This is a genomic window from Acinetobacter sp. GSS19 (assembly GCF_028621895.1).
In the GTDB taxonomy this organism is placed as follows: Bacteria; Pseudomonadota; Gammaproteobacteria; order Pseudomonadales; family Moraxellaceae; genus Acinetobacter.
In genome coordinates, this window is the sequence record NZ_CP117520.1 from 783,762 (window position 1) to 809,830 (window position 26,069).

General features: G+C 46.5%; 19 protein-coding genes and 1 tRNA gene. 12 read left to right on the top strand and 8 right to left on the bottom strand.

What is annotated here, in order from left to right; all coding sequences use genetic code 11:
- Window positions 1-75: 75 nt before the first annotated feature.
- Window positions 76-165: transfer RNA gene (locus tag PGW99_RS03800), tRNA-Ser, on the top strand.
- 245 nt (window positions 166-410) lie between these two features.
- Here the strand turns inward: PGW99_RS03800 and PGW99_RS03805 are convergent.
- From PGW99_RS03805 to PGW99_RS03825, 5 genes are all read right to left on the bottom strand, one after another.
- The gene (locus PGW99_RS03805) at window positions 411-2,120 is read right to left on the bottom strand and encodes an electron transfer flavoprotein-ubiquinone oxidoreductase (protein ID WP_273778792.1); all 1,710 of its coding nucleotides are present in this window, start codon (window positions 2,118-2,120) and stop codon (window positions 411-413) included.
- Window positions 2,121-2,205: 85 nt separating this feature from the next.
- The gene (locus tag PGW99_RS03810) at window positions 2,206-3,054 is read right to left on the bottom strand and encodes an IclR family transcriptional regulator (RefSeq protein WP_273778795.1); all 849 of its coding nucleotides are present in this window, start codon (window positions 3,052-3,054) and stop codon (window positions 2,206-2,208) included.
- A gap of 99 nt (window positions 3,055-3,153) precedes the next feature.
- Window positions 3,154-4,371, bottom strand: coding sequence for a 3-oxoadipyl-CoA thiolase (locus PGW99_RS03815; protein ID WP_273778797.1), 1,218 nt, complete (start codon window positions 4,369-4,371; stop codon window positions 3,154-3,156).
- A 48-nt stretch (window positions 4,372-4,419) separates the two neighbouring features.
- Entirely contained in the window at window positions 4,420-5,940 is a 1,521-nt protein-coding gene (locus tag PGW99_RS03820; RefSeq protein ID WP_273778798.1) for a 3-hydroxyacyl-CoA dehydrogenase, read from the bottom strand.
- A gap of 19 nt (window positions 5,941-5,959) precedes the next feature.
- Window positions 5,960-6,736 (bottom strand): enoyl-CoA hydratase, encoded by a 777-nt coding sequence (locus PGW99_RS03825; RefSeq protein ID WP_273778799.1) that lies wholly within the window; start codon window positions 6,734-6,736, stop codon window positions 5,960-5,962.
- Between the two features lie 288 nt (window positions 6,737-7,024).
- Between PGW99_RS03825 and PGW99_RS03830 the strand changes: the two genes are divergently transcribed.
- The 9 genes from PGW99_RS03830 (at window position 7,025) to epmA (ending at window position 17,854) form a co-directional block, all read left to right on the top strand.
- Window positions 7,025-8,179, top strand: a complete 1,155-nt coding sequence (locus tag PGW99_RS03830; RefSeq protein WP_273778800.1) for an acyl-CoA dehydrogenase family protein — start codon at window positions 7,025-7,027, stop codon at window positions 8,177-8,179.
- Between the two features lie 37 nt (window positions 8,180-8,216).
- Window positions 8,217-9,413 carry an acyl-CoA dehydrogenase gene (locus PGW99_RS03835; RefSeq protein WP_273778801.1) on the top strand — a complete coding sequence of 399 codons (1,197 nt, stop codon included), beginning with the start codon at window positions 8,217-8,219 and terminating at the stop codon, window positions 9,411-9,413.
- A 491-nt stretch (window positions 9,414-9,904) separates the two neighbouring features.
- Window positions 9,905-10,672, top strand: a complete 768-nt coding sequence (gene badH / locus PGW99_RS03840) for a 2-hydroxycyclohexanecarboxyl-CoA dehydrogenase (RefSeq protein WP_273778802.1) — start codon at window positions 9,905-9,907, stop codon at window positions 10,670-10,672.
- A 60-nt stretch (window positions 10,673-10,732) separates the two neighbouring features.
- Window positions 10,733-11,515, top strand: a complete 783-nt coding sequence (badI, locus tag PGW99_RS03845; RefSeq protein ID WP_273778804.1) for a 2-ketocyclohexanecarboxyl-CoA hydrolase — start codon at window positions 10,733-10,735, stop codon at window positions 11,513-11,515.
- A 14-nt stretch (window positions 11,516-11,529) separates the two neighbouring features.
- On the top strand, window positions 11,530-12,687 hold the full coding sequence (gene aliB, locus PGW99_RS03850; protein WP_273778805.1) for a cyclohexanecarboxyl-CoA dehydrogenase: 1,158 nt from the start codon (window positions 11,530-11,532) through the stop codon (window positions 12,685-12,687).
- 142 nt (window positions 12,688-12,829) lie between these two features.
- Window positions 12,830-14,488: a cyclohexanecarboxylate-CoA ligase gene (gene aliA, locus PGW99_RS03855; protein ID WP_273778807.1), complete on the top strand. Its 1,659-nt coding sequence runs from the start codon at window positions 12,830-12,832 to the stop codon at window positions 14,486-14,488.
- Window positions 14,489-15,213: 725 nt separating this feature from the next.
- A complete protein-coding gene (locus tag PGW99_RS03860; protein WP_273778816.1) occupies window positions 15,214-15,711 on the top strand; it encodes a hypothetical protein in 498 nt (165 codons plus the stop codon).
- Window positions 15,712-15,818: 107 nt separating this feature from the next.
- Window positions 15,819-16,886, top strand: coding sequence for a 4-phosphoerythronate dehydrogenase (locus PGW99_RS03865; protein WP_273778817.1), 1,068 nt, complete (start codon window positions 15,819-15,821; stop codon window positions 16,884-16,886).
- Window positions 16,883-17,854, top strand: coding sequence for an EF-P lysine aminoacylase EpmA (gene epmA, locus PGW99_RS03870; protein ID WP_273778819.1), 972 nt, complete (start codon window positions 16,883-16,885; stop codon window positions 17,852-17,854). Before PGW99_RS03865 ends, epmA begins: the two co-directional genes overlap by 4 nt.
- Window positions 17,855-17,976: 122 nt before the next feature.
- Here the strand turns inward: epmA and ruvB are convergent, their stop codons facing one another.
- Genes ruvB through PGW99_RS03885 form a run of 3 tightly spaced genes read right to left on the bottom strand, consistent with a single transcriptional unit; the run spans window position 17,977 to window position 20,956 of the window.
- Window positions 17,977-18,984 (bottom strand): Holliday junction branch migration DNA helicase RuvB, encoded by a 1,008-nt coding sequence (gene ruvB, locus PGW99_RS03875; protein ID WP_273778821.1) that lies wholly within the window; start codon window positions 18,982-18,984, stop codon window positions 17,977-17,979.
- Window positions 18,985-18,991: 7 nt separating this feature from the next.
- Window positions 18,992-19,594, bottom strand: coding sequence for a Holliday junction branch migration protein RuvA (ruvA, locus tag PGW99_RS03880; RefSeq protein ID WP_273778823.1), 603 nt, complete (start codon window positions 19,592-19,594; stop codon window positions 18,992-18,994).
- Between the two features lie 21 nt (window positions 19,595-19,615).
- The gene (locus PGW99_RS03885) at window positions 19,616-20,956 is read right to left on the bottom strand and encodes a deoxyguanosinetriphosphate triphosphohydrolase (RefSeq protein ID WP_273778824.1); all 1,341 of its coding nucleotides are present in this window, start codon (window positions 20,954-20,956) and stop codon (window positions 19,616-19,618) included.
- Between the two features lie 198 nt (window positions 20,957-21,154).
- Between PGW99_RS03885 and PGW99_RS03890 the strand changes: the two genes are divergently transcribed.
- Together PGW99_RS03890 and purL are read left to right on the top strand one after the other, a co-directional pair.
- On the top strand, window positions 21,155-21,856 hold the full coding sequence (locus tag PGW99_RS03890; RefSeq protein ID WP_273778825.1) for a VIT1/CCC1 transporter family protein: 702 nt from the start codon (window positions 21,155-21,157) through the stop codon (window positions 21,854-21,856).
- Window positions 21,857-22,017: 161 nt separating this feature from the next.
- Window positions 22,018-25,851, top strand: a complete 3,834-nt coding sequence (purL, locus tag PGW99_RS03895; RefSeq protein ID WP_273778826.1) for a phosphoribosylformylglycinamidine synthase — start codon at window positions 22,018-22,020, stop codon at window positions 25,849-25,851.
- Window positions 25,852-26,069 lie beyond the last annotated feature (218 nt).

Genomic DNA, 26,069 nt, shown 5'->3' on the forward strand with positions numbered 1-26,069 from the left:
ACAATATGCATTTGAATCATTTGGATTAAGATTTTTCTTGAATGAGCGACCGAAGCTTTGTATTCTTAGGCCTATGGAAGCGTGGCAGAGCGGTTTAATGCACCGGTCTTGAAAACCGACGAGGGTTCACGCCCTCCGTGAGTTCGAATCTCACCGCTTCCGCCAAATTCAAAAATAAAGCCCTGATCATTGTCAGGGCTTTATTTTTTTATGCTTATAAATCTTTAAAGAAAATTTTTACGATCAATTTTTTAATCCTAGCCCCCGAAGAGGCTAGGATTACCTTAAAAATAACCATCGAAACGTTTCCGCTCGAAGTGTTGGGGTAACAGATCCAAACGATCTCTATGCCTGCTAAATCTGAACCCAAAAAAGGGAAATGGGATCTTCTTTGGGTTCATCATGCAGCATTACATATTCGGATAGTTTGGACCACCACCACCTTCCGGCGTTACCCAGGTGATGTTCTGTGAAGGATCCTTGATGTCACAGGTCTTGCAGTGCACGCAGTTCGCCGAGTTGATCTGGAAACGTGGACCACTTTCTTCCTGCACAATCTCATACACGCCTGCAGGGCAGTAACGCTGTGCCGGTTCATCCCATTTTGGCAGGTTCACATTCACCGGAATTGAGGCATCGGTCAGTTTGAGATGCGATGGCTGGTTTTCTTCATGCACCGTGTTTGATACAAACACCGAAGACAGACGGTCAAAAGTGATCTTGCCATCCGCTTTTGGATAGTCCGGTTTAAAGCTCACCGCATCGACTGTTTTCAATGCGCTGAAATCCGGTACCAGGTCATGCAGGGTAAACGGCACTTTAAACAGGTTCTGGTCAATAAAGTTAAACGCACCGCCGCCCCATTGACCGAACTTGTGCATCGCCGGGCCAAAGTTACGTGCGTTGTACAGTTCTTCTTTCAGCCAGCTGTTGTTAAATTTGTCGGTATAAGTAGTGAGTTCTTTGGCAAAGAAATCTTCACCTTCAGTCAGACGGGCATAACCCAGATCACCACCTTTTTCCACACCCGCTGCAATCGCTTCAAACACCGCTTCAGCACATAACATGCCGGATTTCATTGCGGTATGTGAACCCTTAATCTTGGCAAAGTTCAGGAAGCCAGCATCATCACCAATCAGACAGCCGCCTGGGAACGTCAGTTTAGGTAAAGAGTTAAAACCACCTTTGACGACCGCACGCGCACCATAAGAAATACGCTTACCACCTTCCAGATACTGTTTGATTAACGGATGGGTTTTCCAGCGCTGCATTTCCATGAACGGGAACATGTGCGGATTCTGATACGACAAGTCCACGATCATGCCCAGCGTCACCTGGTTGTTTTCAGCGTGATATAACCACCAGCCGCCAGATGATGCAGTTTCAGCCAAAGGCCAGCCTGCACCGTGCATCACCAGACCCGGCTTATGTTTCGCTGGATCAATTTCCCAGAGCTCTTTAATGCCGATGCCGTAATGCTGCGGATCCGCTTCTTGATCCAGATTGAACTTCTGGATTAAACGCTTACCGAGATGACCACGGCAGCCTTCAGCAAACAGCGTGTATTTGGCATGTAATCCATAACCCGGCGCAAAGTTATGCGTTGGTTGGCCATCTTTACCAATGCCCATATCTCCGGTCTGGATGCCTTTGACCGTACCATCTTCATGATAGAGCACTTCCGCAGCAGCAAAGCCCGGGAAGATCGACACTTCCAGTTCTTCCGCTTTCTGGCCTAACCAGCGCACTACATTGCCCAGCGAAACAACATAGTTGCCGTCATTATGCATGGTTTTTGGCACCATCCAGTGCGGTGCTTCCTTGTGCGTACTGTCCGACATGAGGAAATAGGTTTTATCTTCAGTCACTGGCACATTCAAGGGTGCACCCTGTTCTTTCCAGTCGGGGAACAGTTCATTCAGTGCACGGGGTTCAAGCACAGCACCCGAGAGGATATGCGCACCCACTTCAGAGCCTTTTTCAACCACACAGACGGAGAGGTCTGCCAGGTTGTTTTCGATTGCTAATTGACGGATGCGAATCGCGGCGGAAAGACCTGCAGGTCCGGCACCAACGATGACGACATCAAACTCCATAACTTCGCGTTCTAATTCTTCCATAATATAAAATCCAGTTTCGTATCGTGAATTATTTTTTAAAAAAGCTGAAATATTCTGATTTCAGCTTATTGTTTTATGCGGGTTGTTAAAGGGCGTTTAGCGCATCTTCAATGTTCTGTACCATGTGAATCAGGCGAGGGCCAATCTCATTTTCCAGCTTTTCCTGATTCACCAGATAACTTGGTGCACCACAGTTAAAGACCAATAAACCATGCAGCGGATGCACCATTGGCACGGCGACGGAATTAACTTCTTTATGCCATTCACTCAAGGATAAACAGTAACCATAGTTCTGATAATCATGGAAAGCACGTTCCAGTCCACGTTTAATTGTTGGCCATTCATCACCATGACGTTTTGCCAGCGCATCGAGGATAAAAATACGTTCATTTTCCGGCATGGCCGCTAGACAGGCACGTCCCATCGATGTGTTATGCAGTGGTAGGGTAGACCCCACCGGGCGACGCATGGTCAGGTTAGTCTCTGTCTGTACCACATCCAGATACACCATGGTGAGGCGGTCACGAGTTGCCATGGCAACCGGCGCCTGAGCATATTTGGACATTTCTTCCATATACGGATGCGCGTGTAGTCGTGCCGAAATGTTGGATAATGCAGCGTATCCTAGTCCTAACACCCCGATATCCAACGTGTATTTGGTTGAATTGGGGAGCTGCTTTAAATAACCCAAGGAAACTAGCGTATTGGTAATCCGGGCAATCGTGGGTTTAGGTAAATTGGTCATGGCTGCCAATTCCTGATTACCTAAAATCTGATTCGATGCGGAGAAACAACGCAAGATTTCTAAACCGCGTGCTAAAGAAGCAATAAACTGTGGATTATTCTCGCGATGAATATGCGAAATTGGATCCAGACGGATTTCATCAAAATTAATTTTTTTCTCTACGCAGTCTGCGCTATGCTCTGAATGCATATCATCCCCACCTTTCATCCAGTCCAATTTCGTTATCATAACAACTTATTTTGCTAGACAAAAATTTATGTTGTTTTTATCAGCGTGCAATTTAAAAAATTAGCTATTAGTCACAGCAGGATTCTCAATGACCATCGCCAAACCCTGACCCACACCGATACATAAGCTCACCACCGCATATTTTTTCTGGCGACGTTGCAGCTCTCGTGCAGCCGTCAAGGCGAGGCGTGCACCAGAACATCCCAATGGATGGCCGATTGCAATTGCCCCCCCATTCGGATTGACGCGTGGATCATCAAAGGCCACGCCTAAACCTTTGAGACATGACAATACCTGTGAGGCAAAGGCTTCATTGATTTCAATAATATCCATGTCGTTCAGGGTCAAATGTGCACGTTGCAAGGCTTTTTTAATGGCTTCAATCGGGCCGGCACCCATGATACGTGGTTCAATCCCGGCAGCAGCTGCAGAGACAATTCTGGCCAAAGGTTGCAGACCATATTTTTCTCCGACATTTTGATTGCCAATTAATAAAGCTGCCGCACCATCATTGATGCCTGAAGCATTTCCTGCAGTCACGACACCCCCTTCAAAGAGTGGCTTCAATTTCTGCAAGGCAACAAAATCAGAACTTGGGCGCGGGTGTTCATCTTCACTGATCAGTTTGGGTGGGGCTTTGCGACCTTGTGAGATTTCAATCGGTAAAATTTCATCCTCAAAAAAACCTTGCTGCTTGGCACGTTGGTACTTAGCCTGAGATGCGGCAGCAAACTGATCGGCCTGTTCACGCGTCACGCCATATTGCTCCGCAACGTTGTTACCGGTTTCGGGCATGCTGTCATTGCCATATAAACGCACCAAAGTGGGGTTCGGGAAGCGTGAACCGATCGTGGTATCAAAAATTTTCGCTTCACGACTAAAGGCAGATTCTGCTTTGGCTAAAACGAATGGTGCACGAGACATGCTTTCGACACCACCGGCAATATACAGCTCGCCTTCGTCACAGCTGATGGCACGCGCCGCATCAATCACTGCAGCCAGACCGCTGGCACACAGACGGTTTACCGTTTGTCCAGCAACGGATGGTGGCAGTCCAGCCACTAGCAGGGCATTACGTGCAACATTACGGCAATCTTCACCGGCCTGATTGGTGTCACCGAGAATGACATCTTCAATAGCCTGAGCCGGGACACCGCTTTTTTGCAGTACCCCCTGAATGACATGGGCCGCCAGATCATCGGGACGAATTGAAGAAAGGGCACCTGCATGGCGACCAATTGGGGTGCGAACACCGGCATAGATATAGGCATTTAACATTGTTTATTCCTTTAAATTTAATCATTATTTTTCGTTATTTAGCTGAGATCAGCTGTTAAACGTCAGCGGCAATTTCAATTTGCAGCGGCGTTGTAGCCATGGACTTGGTCGATAACGTGGATCACCAGTCAGCGCCAGCATGCGTTCTAAGGTCAGGAGGACTTTGTCTGCTCCAATAAAATCTCCCCACTCAATTGGCCCATGTGGATAGCCCAAGCCTAAGCGGACTGCAGCATTAATGTCCTCTACAGTGGCAATCCCTTGTTGCGCCATGTCACAGCCCAGATTGACAATCATGGCCAGTACGCGCTGGCTGATGAGCCCGATACTTTCTGCAATCCAGGTCACTTGACTCATCTCATCCTGAAAAATGCACTGAGCCGCCTGTTTCATCTCTGCATTGGTCAGTAAGCTGGGCATCAGGGTACGTTGCTGGCTGAAACCCGCGATTAAATCAAGACAGACGACCTGTTGTGGATTAACCCCTAAACGCAGCGCACTGCTGGTGGCATCTTCACCATAACTGGCAATCACGACCAGAGAGTCAGTGGCTGGATGTTCTGCTGTATCCAGTTGAATCCCTTTGACCGTTAAATATTCACTTAACAAGGCTTTATCTTGGGTAAAATCGGTAGAGAGCCAGACTTTGGGCAACGGGCCAGCATATGAAAAGTCCGGTTCAGCGCTAGTCGCAGTTTGTTTTTGTTGATCAACATAGCGATAAAATCCCTGGCCAGTTTTACGTCCGAGTCGTTTGCCGGTAAGCATTTGCTGAGTCAGGATACTTGGGCGATAACGCGGTTCTTGATAATACTGCTGGTAAATAGACTCCATCACCGGATGTGAAACATCCAACCCGGTGAGGTCGAGCAGTTCAAAAGGCCCCATTCGAAAGCCTAGGGCTGATTTCAACACTTGATCAATCTGCTCCACACTCGCGACGTTTTCACCCAGAATTTTTAACGATTCGGTCAGGTAGGCACGCCCGGCATGATTGATGATAAAACCGGGAGTGTCTTTGGTGCGGACCGGCCGGTGTCCCATATGCTGTGCCAGTTGTGTGAGATGATCAAGCACTTCGGGCTGGGTATGCAACCCTTGAATCACCTCAACCACTTTCATCAACGGTACCGGATTAAAAAAATGGAAGCCGGCGACACGTTCCGGATTGTGGCAATGTGCAGCAATCGCTGTTACCGAAAGTGATGAAGTATTGGTGGCCAAAATGGTCTGTGGCGAGACAATACTTTCAAGCTGCTGCATCAACTGTTGTTTGATGTCGAGTTTCTCTATAATCGCTTCAATGACCAGTTGGCAATCTTTCAGTTCTAGCAATTGCTCTGCCACGTGTAAATGTGTCAGTGCCGTAATCACCTGTTCCTCGGTGAATTTTCCTTTGCTCGCCAGCTGCTGTAAAGTTTGGCCCAGTCTGTCTTTGGCCTGCGTGGCAGCTTCTGCATTGGCATCGTACAGATAAACGTCATGGCCAGATAAAATGGCGATCTGGGCAATCCCTGTTCCCATGATGCCGGCACCAATAATCCCGATCTGTTGAATCTTGTATTGCATAATGGTGTCCTGTGAATGGTTATTTTCCCTGATATTGCGGTTTACGCTTTTGCTGAAAGGCCTGAATCCCTTCTTTCTGGTCTTGTGTGTCAAAGAGCAGCTGGAAAGATTTGCGTTCCAGCGCCAGTCCGGCATGTAAAGGAACATCCTGGCTCAGCAAGACATTTTCTTTGATCTGCTCCAGTGCAATCGGTGGCAACTGGGCAATCTGCTGTGCCATTTTTAGTGCTGTTGGGAAGGTCTCCTGATCCTCAGTCATCTGTGAAACCAGTCCCATCCTTAAAGCTTCTTCAGCAGGGATCAGACAACCTGTCATAATCATGCGCATGGCTTGAAACTTGCCGACAGCGCGCACCAGTCGTTGCGTTCCACCGGCCCCGGGCATTAAGCCAACTTTGATTTCCGGTTGGCCAAACTGTGCACTTTTCCCGGCGATAATTATGTCGGCATGCATGGCCAGTTCACAGCCACCCCCTAAAGCAAAGCCATTGACTGCGGCGATCACCGGTTTGGGGCATTGTGCAATCTGCTGCCAGTAACGTTCGGTATGACGTAAATAAATCTCAATGGATTTGGCCTGTGCCATTTCATTGAGGTCTGCTCCAGCGGCAAATACGCTTTCACTTCCTGTTAAGACAATCACTCTGACTGCATCATTTAGGCTTTGTTCTGCAAAAGCTTGTGCCAATTGCTGGCGAACAGCGGTATTCAACGCATTTTTGACCTCTGGGCGATGGATCCGTATCACGGCAATGGCAGGATGCGATAAATCTATTTGTACGAATTGGCTATCCATTATTATAAAAATTCCGTATAGCAAAAATTATTTTCAATAAAAATTAATCTAGATTGCGGTTAGATACAACCTGTTTTTTGCAAATTGAGTCAGTTGAGAGAGAAAATATTGCAAATATTTGGAATTTTATTTTGCTTAACGAAATTTACCTTAATTTCTGTCTTGTTTTTTAATTTTTATATTGATATGGTATTTCGTATAACGAAACATAATATTATTTTGTTGGAGAGATGCAGGAGCGCATCGGAGACAACAATAAAGACATCACAAAGAATAAAGGAGTAAAAGATGATCCGTGATCCGCAGATGCTAGAGCAACTGTTAGCGACAATCCGAGACTTCGTCGACCATGAATTACGTCCGAACGAGCATATTGTGGAGGAATCTGAAGCGATTCCTGAGCCGATTGTGCAACAGATGCGTGAGATGGGACTATTTGGCCTGACCATCCCTGAAGAATATGGTGGTTTAGGTCTGACCATGGAAGAGGAAGTTTTGGTGGCACAGGAGCTGGGTCATACTTCAGCGGCGTTTCGCTCCCTGATTGGCACCAATAATGGTATCGGCTCAAGCGGCATTATTATTGATGGTACAGAAGCACAGAAACAAAAATATTTACCCCGTTATGCCAGTGGTGAAATTATCGGTTCTTTTTGTCTGACTGAACCGGATTCAGGTTCTGATGCCGCAGCATTAAAAACCACAGCTATTAAAGAGGGCGACTATTATGTCCTGAATGGCACCAAACGTTTTATCACCAATGCACCGCGTGCTGCGACCTTCACAGTCATGGCACGTACGAATCCTGAAATCAAGGGTGCAGCGGGGATTTCAGCTTTTCTGGTTGAGGCTGGAACGCCAGGTTTATCTTTAGGCAAAATCGATAAAAAAATGGGGCAGAAAGGCTCTTATACCTGTGACGTGATTTTTGATAATTGTCGCGTACATCAGGATCAACTGATTGGTGGAGTTGAGGGTGTGGGTTTTAAAACGGCCATGAAAGTGCTGGATAAAGGCCGTTTACATATTGCTGCCTACAGTGTGGGGATGGCAGAACGGATGCTGGATGATGCACTGCATTATGCCATTGAGCGTAAACAGTTCGGTCAGCCGATTGCCAATTTTCAGCTGATTCAAGCCATGCTGGCAGATTCTAAAACCGAGATTTATGCAGCGAAATGCATGGTGCTCGATGCGGCACGTCGCCGTGATGAGGGAGAAAGTATTGTAACTGAAGCCTCTTGTGCCAAGATGTTTGCCACTGAAATGTGTGGTCGCGTTGCAGATCGTTGTTTGCAAATTCATGGCGGTGCCGGATATATCAGTGAATACTCGATTGAACGTTTTTATCGGGACGTGCGTCTATTCCGTCTATACGAGGGTACTACGCAGATTCAGCAACTGATCATTGCCCGCGATATGATTAAAGCAGCTAGCGCCTAACTCTCCAAGAATTCGAGACATGAACAAGGAATAAAAAATGAAAGCAATAGAATTTAACTGGCAGGATCCTTTTTTACTTGAGCAACAACTGACCGAAGAAGAACGCATGATTAGGGATACGGCCTATGCGTATTGTCAGGATAAATTAATGCCACGTGTCTTGGAGCAGTTCCGTCACGAAAAAACTGATGCCCGCATTTTCCGTGAAATGGGCGAATTGGGTTTGTTGGGTCCAACCATTCCGGAGCAGTATGGCGGCGCGGGTCTCAACTATGTCAGTTATGGTCTGATTGCCCGTGAAATTGAGCGTGTTGATTCTGGCTATCGTTCTATGGCCAGCGTACAAAGCTCTCTGGTGATGGTACCGATCAATGAATTTGGGACAGAACAACAAAAGCAGAAATATTTACCGAAATTGGCGACCGGTGAGTTTATTGGTTGCTTCGGTTTAACTGAACCGGATTACGGCTCAGATCCGGGTAGCATGATTACCCGTGCCAAAAAAGTCGATGGCGGCTATCGTCTGACCGGTGCAAAAATGTGGATTACCAACAGTCCAATTGCCGATGTGTTTGTGGTCTGGGCCAAGGAAGTTTCTGCTGAAGGAAATGTGGGGGCCATTCGCGGCTTTATTCTGGAAAAAGGCTGGGAGGGACTGTCAGCTCCGGCCATTCATGGCAAAGTGGGCTTACGTGCTTCGATTACCGGTGAAATTGTCATGGATAACGTGTTTGTACCGGAAGAAAATGCTTTCCCTGAGATTCGTGGACTAAAAGGTCCATTTACCTGTCTGAACAGTGCGCGTTATGGTATTGCTTGGGGTGCAATGGGGGCGGCAGAGTTCTGCTGGCATACTGCCCACCAATACACCATGGATCGTAAACAGTTTGGCCGCCCCTTGGCCGCTAATCAGTTAATCCAGAAAAAACTGGCGGATATGCAGACGGAAATCGCTCTGGGCTTGCAGGTCGCACTGCGTTTTGGCCGGATGAAAGATGAAGGTATTGCTTCGGTTGAGGGAACATCACTGATCAAACGTAATAACTGTGGTAAGGCTCTGGATATTGCGCGTTTGGCTCGGGATATGATGGGAGGCAACGGGATCAGTGACGAATTTGGTGTGGCGCGACATCTGGTGAATCTGGAGGTGGTGAATACGTATGAAGGTACACACGATATTCATGCCCTGATTTTAGGCCGGGCGCAAACGGGAATTGCAGCTTTCTGTAATTAAATTTTCTGAACTTTGCTTTTGCTCCAGAGAATATGCTTTGACCGGCATATTCTCTTTTTTTTAGAATAAAATTTTGTTATACGAAATGATGGGTCTGGCCAGTTCATTGTATGAACTGGCTTTTTTATTTTTCTTAAATGTTTGTATTTTAAATAATATTTAGTTTTTAATGGATGTTTTTTAGGGGCTTTGGGGGTGAGCTGAGTTTGTTTTAATCAGTATGGGATTGTTTCTTCGAATACCCAGTAGGAGCATAAAATTTACAAAAAATGATGCTGGTGAAGATAAATATGTAACATTTTATTTCATAAATAAAGGTTATATTTAATTAATATTTATAAAATACAATGACTTGTAAAATTAATATTTTTAATTATTTATTTCGTATAATGAAACATGAATATTGATAATTGAAATTAATTTTCTTGTTCAGTATGTTTGAGACATACATAAGAAGATTGAATATTAATTCAGTAAATAAGGAAAAAGAGATGAAAGGATTGCAAGGTAAAGTCATTATTGTAACCGGTGGTGCAGGTGGAATTGGTTCTGCAACATGCAAACGCTTAGCCCAGGAAGGTGCCAAAGTCGCAGTATTTGATATGAATATGGCTGCAGCAGAAGCCTTGGTGGCTGAAATCCAGAATGCACAAGGCCAGGCTTTAGCGGTGCAATGTGATATTACCAATCGTGAAATGGTGGATCAGGCTGTGGCCAAAACGCAAGCCGAGCTTGGGCCGGTAGATGGTCTGGTTAACAATGCCGGTTGGGATGTTTTCAAACCTTTCCTTAAAACCAATGCCAATGAATGGGATCGTTTGATCCAGATTAACCTGGTGGGCATGCTGAACATGCACCATGCCGTATTGCCGGGTATGGTTGAACGCAATGCGGGTCGTATTGTGAATATTGCTTCTGATGCCGCACGTGTCGGTTCTTCCGGCGAGGCTGTTTATGCGGCGTGTAAGGGGGGCTTGTTATCGTTCTCTAAAACACTGGCACGTGAGCACTCTCGTCATAACATCAACATCAACGTGATCTGCCCGGGGCCAACGGACACCGCACTGCTAGCAGGTGTCACGGAAGGTGCATCGAATCCGGAAAAACTACGTGAAGCATTTATCCGTGCCATTCCTTTGGGCCGTTTGGGTCAACCGGATGATCTGGCTTCTTCGATTGCCTTTTTCCTGAGTGATGACGCCAGCTTTATCACCGGTCAGGTACTGAGTGTCTCTGGTGGTTTGACCATGAATGGTTAAGCCCAGACTGAATCAATTTGCAAAAACTTAAAAACGATAAAATTACAGGAAGTGAACAACATGAATTTTGAAGACATTTTATATGAAGTAAAAAATGGCGTGGCATGGATCACCATTAACCGTCCAGAAAAAATGAATGCCTTCCGTGGCCAAACCTGTGATGAAATTATCAAAGCTTTGAATAAAGCCGGCTATGACCGTGATGTGGGTGCGATTGTATTGACTGGTGCCGGCGAAAAAGCATTCTGTACCGGTGGAGATCAGTCTGCACACAATGGTAACTATGATGGACGTGGCACCATTGGCTTACCGATGGAAGAATTGCATACGGCGATTCGTGATGTGCCTAAGCCGGTCATTGCACGTGTTCAAGGTTATGCGATCGGTGGCGGCAACGTACTGGCAACGATTTGTGATCTGACGATCTGTTCAGAAAAAGCCATTTTCGGTCAGGTGGGCCCGAAAATGGGTTCAGTAGATCCTGGTTATGGGACTGCATTCCTGGCGCGTGTGGTGGGCGAGAAGAAAGCACGTGAAATCTGGTATATGTGCCGTCGTTATTCTGGACAAGAAGCTGTTGAAATTGGTCTAGCAAACAAATGTGTACCGGCTGATCAACTGGATGCTGAGGTTCAGGCATGGGGTGAAGAGCTCTGCCAGCGTAGCCCGACAGCATTGGCTATCGCAAAACGCAGCTTCAATATGGATACCGCACATCAGGCGGGTATCGCAGGCATGGGCATGTATGCCTTGAAACTCTACTACGATACCGAAGAGTCGCGTGAAGGCGTGAATGCGCTCAAAGAAAAACGCCAACCTGAATTCCGCAAATACTACAAATAATAAGGAGCCAGTCCATGAGTAAAAATCCTTATATTGATGAAGATTTAGAATTTCTTGCGGAAACAGCAGAAAAATTTGCCCAAAAATATGTGGCACCGGGCTTTTTAGAGCGTGATCAGACCCGTGTTTTAGACCGTGCTTTGATGAAGCAAATGGGAGAAATGGGTTTTATTGCGCCTGAGTTGCCGGAAGAATATGGCGGTCAAGGTTTGGGCTGCTTGGCAGCGGGTGTGATCCATGAAGCGATTGCCAAAGCGGATCTCAGTTTTTCCTATATCAATTTGCTGGCGTCTCTCAACGGACAGATTCTAGCTCAACATGGTCAGCCGGAAGTGGTTCGTCCATGGCTAGAAAAACTCACCGCGGGTGAGGCGATTTTCGCGATTGGATTGACCGAGCCACGTGGCGGTTCGGATGCAGCCAATTTGCGTTTAAAGATCGAGCGCGATGGTGATGAGTATGTCATCAATGGTGAAAAAACTTCGATTTCGGCTGCCGATCAGGCCGATGCCGCGGTGATTTTTGGCCGTACCGGTTCAATTGAATCCGGGGCACATGGGGTAACTGCATTGTTGGTACCGATGGATTTACCAGGCATCACCACCACACGTTTCGACTGTCATGGTCAGCGTGCGATTGGTCGCGGTTCAATTTTCTTTGATAACGTGCGCGTGCCAGTGAACCATCGTCTGGGTGAAGAGAACAAAGGTTTTGTTCAGGTGATGCAGGGCTTTGATTTTTCACGTGCCCTGATCGGTTTACAGGTGTTGGCTGTGGCACGTGTTTCACTGGATGAAACCTGGGCTTATGCGGCGCAGCGTGAAGCGTTTGGTAAGCCGTTAACAGCTTTTCAGGGTGTATCCCATCCTTTAGCCGATTATGAAACGCAGGTGGAAGCTGCACGTTTATTGTGCCTACAGACCTTATGGTTAAAAGATCATGATCTGCCACATACTGCAGAAGCGGGCATGTGCAAATGGTGGGGGCCAAAACTGGCCTATGATGTGGTTCATCAGTGTTTACTCACGTTTGGTCATGCCGGTTATGATCGTGGGGTGATGGAACAGCGCCTACGTGATGTCATGGGCTTTCAGATTGGTGATGGAACTGCGCAGATTATGAAAACCATTATTGCGCGTGACAAGGCTGGTCGTAAGGCAGTACCTGCTTAATCAATATATTGCAACATGCATCGCATGCTCAGCCGTTCAAGGTAGAAAAGAACAGCTGAGCATTGTTTCGGTTTGCCGGATGGCAATCTATGGATGAGTGGATGCGAAAAGCAACAGGATAATTATAATTAGGAGTAATGGAATGGATTTCGATGCAGTACTATTGGCACCGCGCCGGGAACAAATGTTGCAACAGGGTTATTGGGTGAATAAAACCATTTTGCAATCTTTAAATGAGGCGGTACATCAACATCCCGACAAAATCGCCCTGGTCAGTTATAAGACTGAACAACAAACCGAAAAAAGCTTGACCTATCGGGAAATGCTGCATACAGCGAACCGGGTTGCTCTGGGCCTCAAACGTTTAGGTGTACATAAGCAGGACATTGTTTCTTGCCAGTTGCCCAACTGGTGGGAATTTACCATTTTGTATATTGCCTGTCGCCGTATTGGTGCCGTGTTAAATCCATTAATGCCAATTTTCCGTGAACGTGAACTCAGCTTTATGCTGAAGCATACGGAAAGTAAGGTGTTAATCGTGCCAAAAACCTTCCGTAAATTTGATCACGAGCAGCTTGCCTACCAGTTGCAAAAAAATATCGATACGCTTGAGCATATTGTGGTGATTGGGGGCGAAGGCGACAACAGTTTTGAAAAGCTGATGCTTAATCATGGGCTGGATCAGGATCCACAAATCCTCAACACCCTGAATGATGTTAGCATCACGGCTGATGATATTGCGCAATTAATGTTTACCTCAGGAACTACGGGTGAACCAAAAGGCGTGATGCATACGGCCAATACCTTATTTGCCAATATCGTTCCTTATGCTAAACGTCTGCATTTGGGACCTGATGATGTGATTTTGATGGCTTCGCCGATGGCCCATCAAACCGGCTTTATGTATGGTCTGATTATGCCGGTCTTGTTGAAAGCCAAAGCGGTTTTGCAGGATGTATGGGACGTCAACAAAGCGATTGACCTGATTCATGAGCATCAGGTGAGCTTCACGATGGCTTCAACACCCTTCCTGAATGATTTATCTACCGGGGTTGCCGAAACGCATCAAACAGTGGAAAGTTTAAAACTGTTCCTTTGCGCAGGTGCCCCGATTCCAAGTGCACTGGTACAAAAAGCCCGCCAGAATCTGGGCGTGAAAGTGATTTCCGCCTGGGGAATGACCGAGTGTGGTGCAGTGACCCTGACACGACCAGAAGATGATGATGAACGTTCGTTTAATACCGATGGGCTGCCATTACCGGGTGTTGAACTCAAAATCGTGGATGAGCATGGTCATACCTTGCCACCGAACCATTCCGGCAGCCTGATGATCCGCAGCTGTTCGAATTTTGGTGGTTATCTCAAGCGTCCACATTTGAATGAAACTGATGCCGATGGCTGGTTTGATACCGGTGATATTGCCACTCAGGATGAGCAGGGCTATATTCGGATTTGCGGTCGCAAAAAAGATGTGATTATCCGGGGCGGTGAAAATATTCCAGTCTCCGAGATCGAATCTCTGCTGTATAAACACCCGGATATCGCCATGGTCGCTTTAGTCCCTTATGCCGACGATCGTCTCGGTGAGCGAGCCTGTGCAGTGGTTAAACTGAAAGAGGGTAGTATCAAATTGCAGTTATCGGACATAGTCAATTTCTTGAAAGCGCAGAACTTGGCCATTCAATATATTCCTGAGCGTCTGGAAGTCTGGGATGCCTTGCCAATGACCCCATCAGGTAAAATCCAGAAATTCAAAATCCGCGAGATCCTAGCTCAGCAGGCTGAACAGGCTGCTGTCTAAGCGAAGCAAGCCTCTCAATTATTCAAGAGAATTCAACCCTGAAGTGTGTGCCTTGCACACGCTTTGGGTCAAATCATGTCTTGAAAAGTGCAAAAATAAAAAATAACGGTAGATAAACATTCCATCAGAATAAAAAAGTAGCCATCTTTGCAGGTGACTAGTTGTTGCGGTGTACGAAGCACTGGACTGTCGTGAAGGTGCAAGGGCGGTGAGTAAAAAAGCAATATCGAGCATGAAGTAATTTAAATGTTACTGAAGTCAAACCCCTTTGGTCAGGGGGAGGGGGCTCTAATTCTTCACTGCATCGTCTCAGTTACAACAGTTACATATATTAAGTCCGTCAAGCAGTATGCCATCAGGCATTGAAGTCGATTTTTAAGGTTATATTCGTGCCGATGCTACTTACCAAGTAGAAGGAGCATCTACGAAATTTTTTATTCCGTGGCGGAGATGAGTACGAGCATCTGAAATTATTCATCGCTGAATATACTTGAAAAATGATGTTTTTGGTGATGATTAATACAAGAACTAAGTGTCTGAGGATTTAGAGTGTATCTGATTTATAAATCGTTACATTTTACTTTTTATTCTAAATCCTTAAAAAAATTATGTATTTTAAGTAAATGAAAATATTGTAATTCATCTTTTGTGTTAAAGGCTTGTTGCTTTTTTATGCATTTGCTAAATTGCATCACATAACAACAATAACAAAGGAAGCTCTCACCATGACCTCACTCCATTCAACTGAATTTTCTCCTTTATTGGGTTTGCCGTTTTCGATTGCTCATGATGACCTCATTGCAGCGAAATCCAGCATTCAGTACTTCCGTTTTATTCAACAGTCTATGCGTCTGATTCAGCGTACCTATGCAAGTCTGCTTAAAACGGAACAGTTGGATAAAGCACAGCAACGTTTACAGCATCTACATCAGGCCATTCTGGATTTAACGGCACATCTCGATGGAGTCGAGAGCCAATGGTATCAGGACCTGATGAAATGGATGGATACCATCATGCGTGAAGCACATACCCATTTTTATATCCAGCATTATTTGCTCAGTCTTGAGCAGGCTGCTGAGTCGAAATGTCCATTAGTGGTACAACAGTATGTGCAGCGCGGTTTGGATATCTTAATGACCGGGTTGGATGATCTGTACGCAAATCATGCACTGTTGCAGCAATATCTACAGTTGCATGGCTGGAAAACAGCCAGTGGCTTATAAGGAAACTGAGTGCAGGCCAGAGAAAATCCTACAATTCACCAACTGTGCCTAGTATCCATAAACCTGAAAAGTTATGATGCGATTTTCGAAGTTGTTGGATCACTGCAATGAAAATTGTCGCGGATGAAAATCTGGCTTTTACCGAATATTTCTTTTCAGCGTTTGGAGAAATCCAGCAACGTCCCGGACGAACCTTAACCCATACGGATGTGCAAGATGCGCAGGCTTTACTGGTTCGTTCGGTGACACCCGTCAATCGTGCACTGATTCAAGATACGGCTTTACAGTTTGTGGGTAGTGCCACCATCGGTACGGATCATTTAGAGATTCCTGCTTTACAACAACAGCAGATTCAGTGGGCCAATGCTGCGGGTTGTAATGCACAGGCAGTTGCCGAATATGTCATTACGGCTTTAAACCATGTTCGCCCGGAATTATTAAAAAATAAACCTGCCTTTACTTTAGGAATTGTCGGTCTGGGCAACGTGGGAACACGTCTGGCGAAAATGGTACAGTTACTGGGCTGGAACGTGCTGGGCTATGATCCGTTGGTGTCGCGTGAACAGATCAATCAGGTTGAATTTGAACAGCTACTGACTGAAAGTGATGCGATTTCCATTCATGTGCCACTGACCAAAACAGGGCCTTATCCAACCTATCATTTATTCGATACTCAAACTTTGGCAAAAATTCCGGCACAGACCATTCTAATTAATAGTGCACGTGGTCCGGTGATTGCTGAACAGGCTTTGTTAGACGATATTCAACGTACTCAGCGCACAGTGATTCTGGATGTGTTTGAACATGAACCGGTCATTTCAGCGCAGTTGCTGGATGCGGTTACGCTGGTCACACCGCATATTGCGGGCTACAGTCTGGAAGGCAAGGCACGTGGTACAGAAATGATTTATCAGGCTTTCTGTGCACATTTTGGCTTTAGGGCAGATAAGCATTTTGAAAGCCAGTTACCTAACTGCAGCAATTTATTTGCCGGACAGAATTTACATGATGTGCTGATTCAGCATTTATCTGAAATTTATGATATTGCCCGCGACGATGCTGCCCTGCGTGCCTGTTTAAAAGATGGTTTTGTGGAGCAGCCTGCTTTTGATCAGCTACGTAAGACTTACCCGCTACGCCGTGAGTGGTCTGCTTATGGAGGACCACAGGCATGATGGATTATCAACCGACTTGTGATCTGACCGCCATGCAGGCGCGGGCCAAAATGTATGCGCGGATTCGCCAGTTTTTTGCCGAGCGTAACGTGCTGGAAGTGGAAACTCCCATTTTATCGCAAGCGGGTGTGACGGATGTGCATTTGGCTTCGGTCGCAGCCCAGCGTCATGTGGCGGGGCAGTTGCAAACCCATTATTTACAGACTTCGCCCGAATTTGCCATGAAACGCTTGCTGGCCAGTGGCAGCGGACCGATTTATCAAATCTGTAAAGTATTCCGTGATGATGAGCATGGCCGCAAGCACAACAGTGAATTCAGCATGCTGGAGTGGTATCGCCCGGGTTTTAGCTTGAAAGAGCTGATGTTTGAAACGACGGATCTGCTATCTGTCTGTTTGCAAGAACGCTTTAGCGAGTTGCATCCGCTGGTGCTGAGTTATAAACATGCTTTTCAGGACCGTCTGAATATCAACCCTTTACAGGCGACGTTAAAACAGCTTAAAGACACTGCGAATCGGGTCGGACTGAATTTGGACTTGGGCGACGATCGTCTAGGTTATATTGATTTGTTATTTTCCCATTTTGTTGAGCCGAGTCTGGGATTCGATACTCCGGTTTTTCTGACCGACTTTCCACCTGAATTAGCGTCCTTGGCCAAAGTGAAGCAGGACCAAGATGGCGAATGGGTGGCTGCCCGTTTCGAGCTGTATATTGAGGGTTTGGAGCTTGCAAATGCCTATGATGAGCTTGTGGATGCAGAGGTGTTGCGTCAGCGTTTTGAGCAGGATAACCAGCGCCGCGCTGACTTGGGGCTTAGCATCATGCCCGTGGATGAATATCTATTGGCGGCCTTACCGCAGATGCCGGCAACCTCGGGAATTGCTTTGGGGCTGGATCGCTTATTGATGGTGGTGACGCAACAATCACGTCTAGATAAAGTCATTACTTTCCCGGCACATTTAGCCTAAGTAGTTCTGAAACGTTATTTTTAGTAGTATAAAGATTTACTGTGTTAAGTAGTTGGTTAAACAGGCAATTAGCGAAAAACAAAATAAAGGGAGCAAACTGCTCCCTTGATCATCAGCTAGGATTACGCGTTTTTTGGCTCTGGTGGCGTCAGGCCAAATTGTAAATAGGCTTGGTTAGTGGCAATGCGGCCACGTGCAGTACGCATGACATAACCTTGCTGAATCAGATAGGGTTCAATCACGTCTTCTAGTGTCCCGGAATCTTCCGCCATAGCCGCAGCCAAAGCTTCAACCCCAGCGGGTCCACCATCAAAACGCTCCAGTAGCATGCTCAGATAACGCCGGTCAAGCGTGTCGAGTCCGGATTTATCCACATTCAACATATCCAGTGCACGCTGTGCCATGTCTTGGGTCACTTCTCCAGTACCTTTGACTTGCGCATAGTCTCGCACTCTGCGCAACAGGCGGTTGGCAATCCGCGGTGTACCTCGCGAGCGACGTGCGACTTCCGTGGCACCTGCTGCGGTCATCGGTACATCCATCAGACTTGCAGAACGCGCGACAATATGGGTTAAATCTTCAACCGAATAAAACTCCAGGCGCTGCACAATTCCAAAACGATCCCGCAACGGAGAGGTGAGCAGACCGGCACGGGTGGTCGCAGCGACCAAAGTAAACGGGGGTAAATCCAGCTTAATCGAACGTGCGGCAGGACCTTCACCGATCATGATGTCCAGCTGGTAGTCTTCCATGGCTGGATACAGAATTTCTTCAATCACGGGTGAAAGGCGATGGATCTCATCAATAAACAGCACATCGCCTTCTTCGAGATTGGTCAGCATGGCCGCCAGATCACCGGCACGCTCCAGAACAGGCCCTGAGGTGGATTTGAGATTTCCTCCCATTTCCCGCGCAATAATATTGGCCAGGGTGGTTTTACCCAGACCCGGTGGACCAAAAATCAGGGTATGATCCAGTGCTTCACCACGGCCACGCGCTGCGCCAATAAAAATTTCCATCTGTTCGCGTACCACAGGTTGACCAATATAGTCATCGAGTGAGGTCGGACGAATGGCACGATCAAAATGATCTTCTGGGCGTTCAGTGCCCGTGATTAAACGGTCTTGCATACAATATTTACTTCATCATCGATTTAAGCGCAGCACGGATAATATCGGCAGATTCGGTGAAATCGCCCTTCGCTGCGGCAACGGCTTTTTGTGCTTCAGCAGGTTTATAGCCCAAGGATTGTAACGCTGCTTCAGCCTCGGCAACGGCGGAATTGGCGGTAAACTGGATTTGTGCAATGGTATTGGTATTCGAATTGCTGCCATGAGAAAGCGCTTTAAAACGATCACGTAATTCAATCAACAGACGCTCCGCGGTTTTTTTGCCGACCCCGGGGACTTTGATCAAGGTATTCACATCATCATGTTCAATACTGTGAATCAATAGATCAACACTCAAGGTGGATAAGATCCCGAGCGCCATTCTCGGACCAACACCGTTGACTTTTAATAAGGTTCGGAAAATAGTTTTTTCTTGTGCATCGCTAAAGCCAAACAGCTGCTGTGCATCTTCACGGACCACCAAATGGGTCCACAAGGTGACTTTCTGGCCTTTTTGCAGCTGGCAAAAAGTCGATAGCGGTGTGTCAATTTCATAGCCGACGCCATTGACGTTCAATAATACTGTCGGTGCTTCGAGTGCAAACACTTCACCGATTAAACAACCGATCATTTGATTTCGATCTTCCTAAAATTAGATAAATGCAACCCGACGTCCTTGCAGAACCTGAGCCAGTTCATAGGCTTGATGATCAGAAAATTTACTGATGATATCCAGCACTTGCATGATGTTCTGATAATGATTGTGCTGAAAATTGGCACCAAATTGCTGCAGGATGGACATGAGTCGCTGTTCTTTAAAGCTTAAAGACTTTTCTGGCAAGGTTAAAGGAATAAACGCATCTAAAATATGCTGCAAGCTCATATGTGCGACAATTTCCAGATCGGATTTCTGTCGATGCTCGAAAATTTTCTCTCGTGCCATATTTTTTGCACGCTGGATGCCAAGCGCAATATCGGGAGAGCAATACTGTAATAATCCCCCTTCGAGTCTCCCGGACAAAATTTCATAATGGTGTTTGGCAAATGCACTGGTGACTTCTTCAACGAGACGTTTCATGACCCGGCCACGCAGTGCAGCAATTTTTTGCTGCCAGGTACTGTGTGGCAGATTTAATTCAGCAGGCAGACCATAATCACCGAGTAAATTCAGGAATACCGGTTCAACCTCTTCATAACTCAGCATATGCAGAATAATGCCATCTTCGAGATCAATTAGCGCGTAACAAATGTCATCCGCCGCTTCCAGTAGATAGGTCAGAGGATGGCGGCAGTAGTGATAGTCTCCGAGCTGAATTAAACCCAATTGTTCAGCAATTTGTTGCAAAGTCTCTTTTTCCGACTGATAGCAGCCAAATTTGGCTCGTTGATGTGACGGCCGATCACCTTGTGAGGCAATCGTTTTGGATAACCAGGGGTACTTGAGATAGGCGCCGAGAGTGGCATGGGTAAGACGCATACCGCCATCATCTGGATGGTAATCAATTTTGGTGAGCAAGCGTAAGCCTTGTGCATTGCCTTCAAACTGGCGTACATCCGCTTCTTCTTCCGGGGAGAGTTCCTTCAGGAAATCACGGTGTGAAGCATCATCAAACCATTCACGAATGGCATATTCACCGGCATGACCAAACGGAGGATTGCCAATATCATGCGCCAGACAGGCGGCCTGAATAATCGCCCCCACATCAGCCGGAGTAATCCACATCGGTAATTCTGTTTTGATTTTTTCCGCGGCCAGCATGCCGAGGGAACGGCCAATACAGGACACTTCTAGAGAATGGGTGAGACGGGTATGGATGCCATCGTGCTGGGTTAAGGGGTGGACCTGGGTTTTACGGTTCAGTTGCCGGAAACTTTGCGAGAAAACAATACGATCATAATCTTTGTGAAAAGGACTGCGTGCCAGTTCATTACTACTTTTTTTACTGCCTAGACGAACCGCGGATAACAGTTCCAACCAACGCATTTGGGTCATTTATTTATTCAATCGAAATAAAATTAGATCATGCCAAAATTTAATGACGATCTCTAGAGTGCAACGTCACAATATGTCGTGTAAAAGTAAACAAAAAGGTAAATGAGAATACTTTAAAAAATTCAATAAATTTATCTATTTACAGAAAGGGTGGGATGGTTGATCATGACAGTCATCCTATCAATATGAGCAAGTATTGTGCGTCATTCTTATCATTTGGAAAAACATTTCCTTGAACGTGCGGGATGGTTGCGTGCTGCAGTTTTAGGTGCAAATGACGGAATTATTTCCGTTACGAGTTTGGTGGTGGGGATGGCGGCGAGTGGTGCCAGCACACAAACCTTGTTAGTCACCTGTGTGGCCGGACTGATTTCTGGTGCTGCTTCCATGGCCGCTGGAGAATATATTTCCGTAAAGTCGCAGCAGGACATTGAAAAAAATGACCTGTTGATGGAAAGCCGTGCACTGGAACGGCATCCAGAAGAAGAATTACAAGAACTGAAACATATTTATATCGAGCGTGGTCTGGAACCTGAGTTGGCAGCGGAAGTTGCCAAACAGCTTACTGCGTATAACGCACTGGAAGCACATGCACGGGATGAGATCGGGATTATCGAACATACCGCAGCACAACCGTTACAGGCTGCAGGTTCCTCGGCCTTGGCCTTTACCGTGGGATCACTTTTTCCACTGGTGGCGATTTTACTGCTGCCTGAACAGGCGCTGGAACGAAGCATCATGCTGGTGGGCGTGATTACCTTGGGGCTGATGGGGGCCTTGGCCAGCTATGTAGGTGGTGTCAGTGCCTGGCGTGGTGCGATCCGGGTGATGATTTGGGGGGTGATCGCCATGCTATTTAGTTACTGGGTGGGCTCTTTGTTTCAGGTTGCACCAGTATAATTTGAGCTAAATCGTTGTTTTTATTTGTTGGGTAGGAAAATGCCAGTTTTTTTCCTGCCCGAATCACTAGCTCAAAATGACCTTTCACAGTAGAATATGCGTTCTCTCTAAGTCACATTGCGGTAAGGTCCAAAAGACTTGCCCGTGGAGCCAAAATCAGCATGTTTATCGTGGCCGGTGCACCAGCACATTCTTCTTTTAAGAAAACTCAACTATTAACACGTTTAGCGTCAATTAGTTCTGTTCAATCAATAGAAAGCCAATGGGTTTATCTGTTTGATCAAGCGCTCAACGAGCAGCAACATCAATCTGCTTTACAGCTTTTGAACGATGGTACCGCTTTTGAACTGCGCCAGGCAGCGAGTGATGAAATCCAGATTCTGGTTACACCGCGTGTAGGTACGATTTCGCCGTGGTCTTCTAAAGCGACCGATATCTTCCAAAACTGTAACACCCCCGTACACCGTTTAGAACGCGGCGTGTTGTATACGCTTAAAGGCGTGACTGAGCTTTCTAAAGAAGTTTTACTGGCTTTACACGACCGCATGACAGAAAACGTGTTTAACCAGATTGACGATGCCAAGGCATTGTTCACTGAAACTGCACCGAAGCCTTTAAATGCGATTGATATTTTAGGTCAGGGCAAAGATGCTTTGGTGAAAGCCAATAATGAATTTGGCTTTGCTTTATCTGAAGAAGAAATTGATTATTTGACCCGTGCCTTTACTGAGCTAGGCCGTAACCCGAATGACATCGAATTGATGATGTTTGCGCAGGCCAACTCTGAGCACTGCCGTCACAAAATTTTTGGTTCTGAATGGACCATCGATGGTGAAAAACAGCCACTATCTTTGTTCCAGATGATTAAAAATACCTACAAAGAATCACCAACAGATGTATTGTCAGCCTATAAAGACAACGCATCCGTGATTGTTGGTTATGACACCCAGCGTTTCTATCCAAAACAGGATGAAACTGGTCATTATGTGTATAAATACAAGAGCCAAGCGGCTCACATCCTGATGAAGGTGGAAACGCACAACCACCCAACCGCGATTTCCCCATTTGCGGGTGCAGCAACCGGTTCAGGTGGTGAAATCCGTGATGAAGGTGCAACTGGTCGTGGTGGTAAGCCAAAAGCTGGTTTAACCGGTTTTACCGTATCCAACCTAAATATTCCTGGTTTTGAACAGCCATGGGAAGAAAATTACGGCAAGCCATCGCGTATGGCATCTCCGTTACAAATTATGATTGAAGGTCCGTTGGGTGGTGCTGCGTTTAACAACGAATTTGGCCGTCCAAACCTGAACGGTTATTTCCGTACCTTTGAACAAAACGTTAATGGTGAAGTGAAAGGTTTCCATAAACCAATCATGATCGCCGGTGGTTACGGTAACATCCGTCCGGATCATGTAGAAAAAGACGCGATTCAGCCGGGTGATTTGCTGATCGTTCTGGGTGGTCCAGCGATGTTGATCGGTCTCGGTGGTGGCGCAGCGTCTTCTGTAGACAGCGGTACCATGGGTGAAAGCCTGGATTTCGCGTCAGTACAACGTGAAAACCCGGAAATGGAACGTCGTTGCCAAGAAGTGATTGATACCTGCTGGCGCATGGAAGACTTTAACCCAGTGGTTTCCATTCATGATGTGGGTGCCGGTGGTTTATCCAATGCGATGCCAGAACTGGTTAATGATCATGAACTTGGTGCGATCCTAAACCTGCGCAAGATTCCTTCACTTGAGCCAGGCATGTCGCCAATGGAAATCTGGTCGAATGAAGCACAAGAACGTTATGTCTTGGCGATCCGTCCGGAATCTTTGGAACTATTTGAATCGATCTGTGCCCGTGAACGTTGTCCGTTTGCGGTGTTGGGTGAGGCGACTGAAGCTCGTCAATTAACCGTAAAAGATCCGTTGTTTAATAACAACCCGGTGGATATCCCGATGCAGGTGATGCTCGGTGGTACGCCACGCATGCAGCGTTCGTATGAAACCCAGCCACGTCAAGGCAATGACTTTGATGCAGCACAAGTGGATTTGAAAGATGCGATCTTCCGCGTGTTGAAAAACCCGACGGTTGCATCAAAATCCTTCCTGATCACCATTGGTGACCGTTCGATTACCGGTATGGTCGCACGTGACCAGTTTGTGGGCCGTTGGCAGGTGCCGGTTGCCGATGCTGCTGTGACCACAACGAGCTTGCAAGGTTTCACTGGTGAAGCCATGGCGATGGGTGAACGTCCACCAGTCGCTTTGTTGAATCCAGCTGCATCTGCACGTTTAGCCGTGGCAGAAGCCATTTCCAACATCATGTGTGCCAACATTGAACAGATCAGTGACATCAAATTGTCGGCGAACTGGATGGCCGCTGCAGGTCAGAAAGGTGAAGATCAGGCCTTGTTTGAAGGGGTAAAAGCCATCGGTATGGAAATGTGTCCAGCATTAGGTATCGCAATTCCAGTCGGTAAAGACTCCTTATCCATGCGTACCACCTGGAATGACAATGGTGAAGACAAATCTGTGACTTCGCCAATGACAGGTGTGATCACTGCATTTGCACCAGTCAACGACGTTCGTAAGACATTGACGCCTGAATTAAAAGCAGGCCAAGATTCAGTACTGGTCCGTATTGATCTATCGCGCGGTCAGTTCCGTTTGGGTGGTTCGATCCTGGCGCAAGTATATAAAGCGATCGGTACGACCACTCCGGATGTCGATAGCTTTGACGAATTCAAAGCGTTCTTTGCTTTAGTTCAAGACTGGAACAACCGTGGTCTGATCCAGGCCTATCATGACATCGGTGATGGTGGTTTGCTGGCGACTGTGGCGGAAATGATGTTTGCTTCCCGTCTAGGTGTAGCGCTTGAAGATCAATCTGTTGCTGGCCTGTTTGCTGAAGAAATTGGCGCCGTGTTGCAAATCAAGGCAGCCGACTGGGATGCGTTACAAGCTGAAATTGCAGCGTCTGCACTTAATGGTGCAATTGCAGTCGTAGGTCGTGTGAATGACACAGATCAATTGTCTGTGAATGGTTTAGTGCTTGAGCGTGCTGAATTGCAACAAGCTTGGGCTGAAGTGTCGCACCAGATCCAGCGTTTACGTGATAACGTGGAAACTGCTGATCAAGAATTCGCTCTAATTGCAGACAAAAACCATAAAGGTCTGATCGCACAGCCAACTTTCGATTTGAATGAAGAAATCGAAGCGCCATATCTAAATCTGCGCCGTCCAAATATGGCAGTATTGCGTGAACAGGGTATTAACGGTCATGTCGAAATGGCAGCGGCTTTTGATAAAGTCGGCTTCAATACCGTCGATGTGCATATGAGCGATTTGCTTGCTGGCCGTGTCAGCCTGGATGATTTCCAAGGTCTGGTAACCTGTGGTGGTTTCTCGTATGGTGACGTACTCGGTGCAGGCGGTGGCTGGGCGAAATCGGTGCTGTTTAATGCCAAATTGCGTGACCAGTTTGAAAAATTCTTCAACCGTGAAGAAACTTTCTCTCTCGGTGTATGTAATGGTTGTCAAATGTTGTCACAGCTTGCACCGCTGATTCCAGGTGCTGAAGCATGGCCACGTTTCCATCGTAATACTTCAGAAGTATTCGAAGCGCGTGCTGTGAACGTCCGTGTTGAGAAATCAGTCTCGATCATGCTTGAAGGTATGGAAGGTTCGATTCTACCAATCGCCGTGGCGCATGGTGAAGGTCGTGTGGTTGCGCCAGAAGCTAATTTGGCGAGTTTGAACGCTGCGAACCAAGTGGTATTACGTTATGTGGATAGCCATGGCAATCCGACTCAACATTATCCGTTGAATCCGAATGGTTCTCCAGATGCGATAACTGGCGTGACGTCAAAAGATGGTCGTGCAACGATTATGATGCCACACCCTGAGCGTAACTTCCGCGCGATCCAGCATTCATGGAAACCAGAAGATTGGGATCAAGATGGTGCTTGGTTACGTATGTTCCGTAACGCACGTAAATTTATCGGATAATTGTCCTGATAAAAAACAGAAAGCCACCTGCGGGTGGCTTTTTTGCTTTTAACATATCGAAGCAAGGATTAATTTTCTGTTACGGTTGGTGTGGTTCTTGCTTCGAACTTCATCATATTTTAAGCAAAGGTAAATTGGTAAACGCTAGAAGTCAGCGTATATTGGTTTCGTTGTAACTGTGAACAAAAGCAAAAATTTCAATCAAGATAATAACAATG

Coding starts and splice junctions, on each gene's coding strand:
- PGW99_RS03805 (WP_273778792.1), bottom strand. CDS start 2,120: ATGGAAGAATTAGAACGCGAAGTTATGGAGTTTGATGTCGTCATCGTT.
- PGW99_RS03810 (WP_273778795.1), bottom strand. CDS start 3,054: ATGCATTCAGAGCATAGCGCAGACTGCGTAGAGAAAAAAATTAATTTT.
- PGW99_RS03815 (WP_273778797.1), bottom strand. CDS start 4,371: ATGTTAAATGCCTATATCTATGCCGGTGTTCGCACCCCAATTGGTCGC.
- PGW99_RS03820 (WP_273778798.1), bottom strand. CDS start 5,940: ATGCAATACAAGATTCAACAGATCGGGATTATTGGTGCCGGCATCATG.
- PGW99_RS03825 (WP_273778799.1), bottom strand. CDS start 6,736: ATGGATAGCCAATTCGTACAAATAGATTTATCGCATCCTGCCATTGCC.
- PGW99_RS03830 (WP_273778800.1), top strand. CDS start 7,025: ATGATCCGTGATCCGCAGATGCTAGAGCAACTGTTAGCGACAATCCGA.
- PGW99_RS03835 (WP_273778801.1), top strand. CDS start 8,217: ATGAAAGCAATAGAATTTAACTGGCAGGATCCTTTTTTACTTGAGCAA.
- badH (WP_273778802.1), top strand. CDS start 9,905: ATGAAAGGATTGCAAGGTAAAGTCATTATTGTAACCGGTGGTGCAGGT.
- badI (WP_273778804.1), top strand. CDS start 10,733: ATGAATTTTGAAGACATTTTATATGAAGTAAAAAATGGCGTGGCATGG.
- aliB (WP_273778805.1), top strand. CDS start 11,530: ATGAGTAAAAATCCTTATATTGATGAAGATTTAGAATTTCTTGCGGAA.
- aliA (WP_273778807.1), top strand. CDS start 12,830: ATGGATTTCGATGCAGTACTATTGGCACCGCGCCGGGAACAAATGTTG.
- PGW99_RS03860 (WP_273778816.1), top strand. CDS start 15,214: ATGACCTCACTCCATTCAACTGAATTTTCTCCTTTATTGGGTTTGCCG.
- PGW99_RS03865 (WP_273778817.1), top strand. CDS start 15,819: ATGAAAATTGTCGCGGATGAAAATCTGGCTTTTACCGAATATTTCTTT.
- epmA (WP_273778819.1), top strand. CDS start 16,883: ATGATGGATTATCAACCGACTTGTGATCTGACCGCCATGCAGGCGCGG.
- ruvB (WP_273778821.1), bottom strand. CDS start 18,984: ATGCAAGACCGTTTAATCACGGGCACTGAACGCCCAGAAGATCATTTT.
- ruvA (WP_273778823.1), bottom strand. CDS start 19,594: ATGATCGGTTGTTTAATCGGTGAAGTGTTTGCACTCGAAGCACCGACA.
- PGW99_RS03885 (WP_273778824.1), bottom strand. CDS start 20,956: ATGACCCAAATGCGTTGGTTGGAACTGTTATCCGCGGTTCGTCTAGGC.
- purL (WP_273778826.1), top strand. CDS start 22,018: ATGTTTATCGTGGCCGGTGCACCAGCACATTCTTCTTTTAAGAAAACT.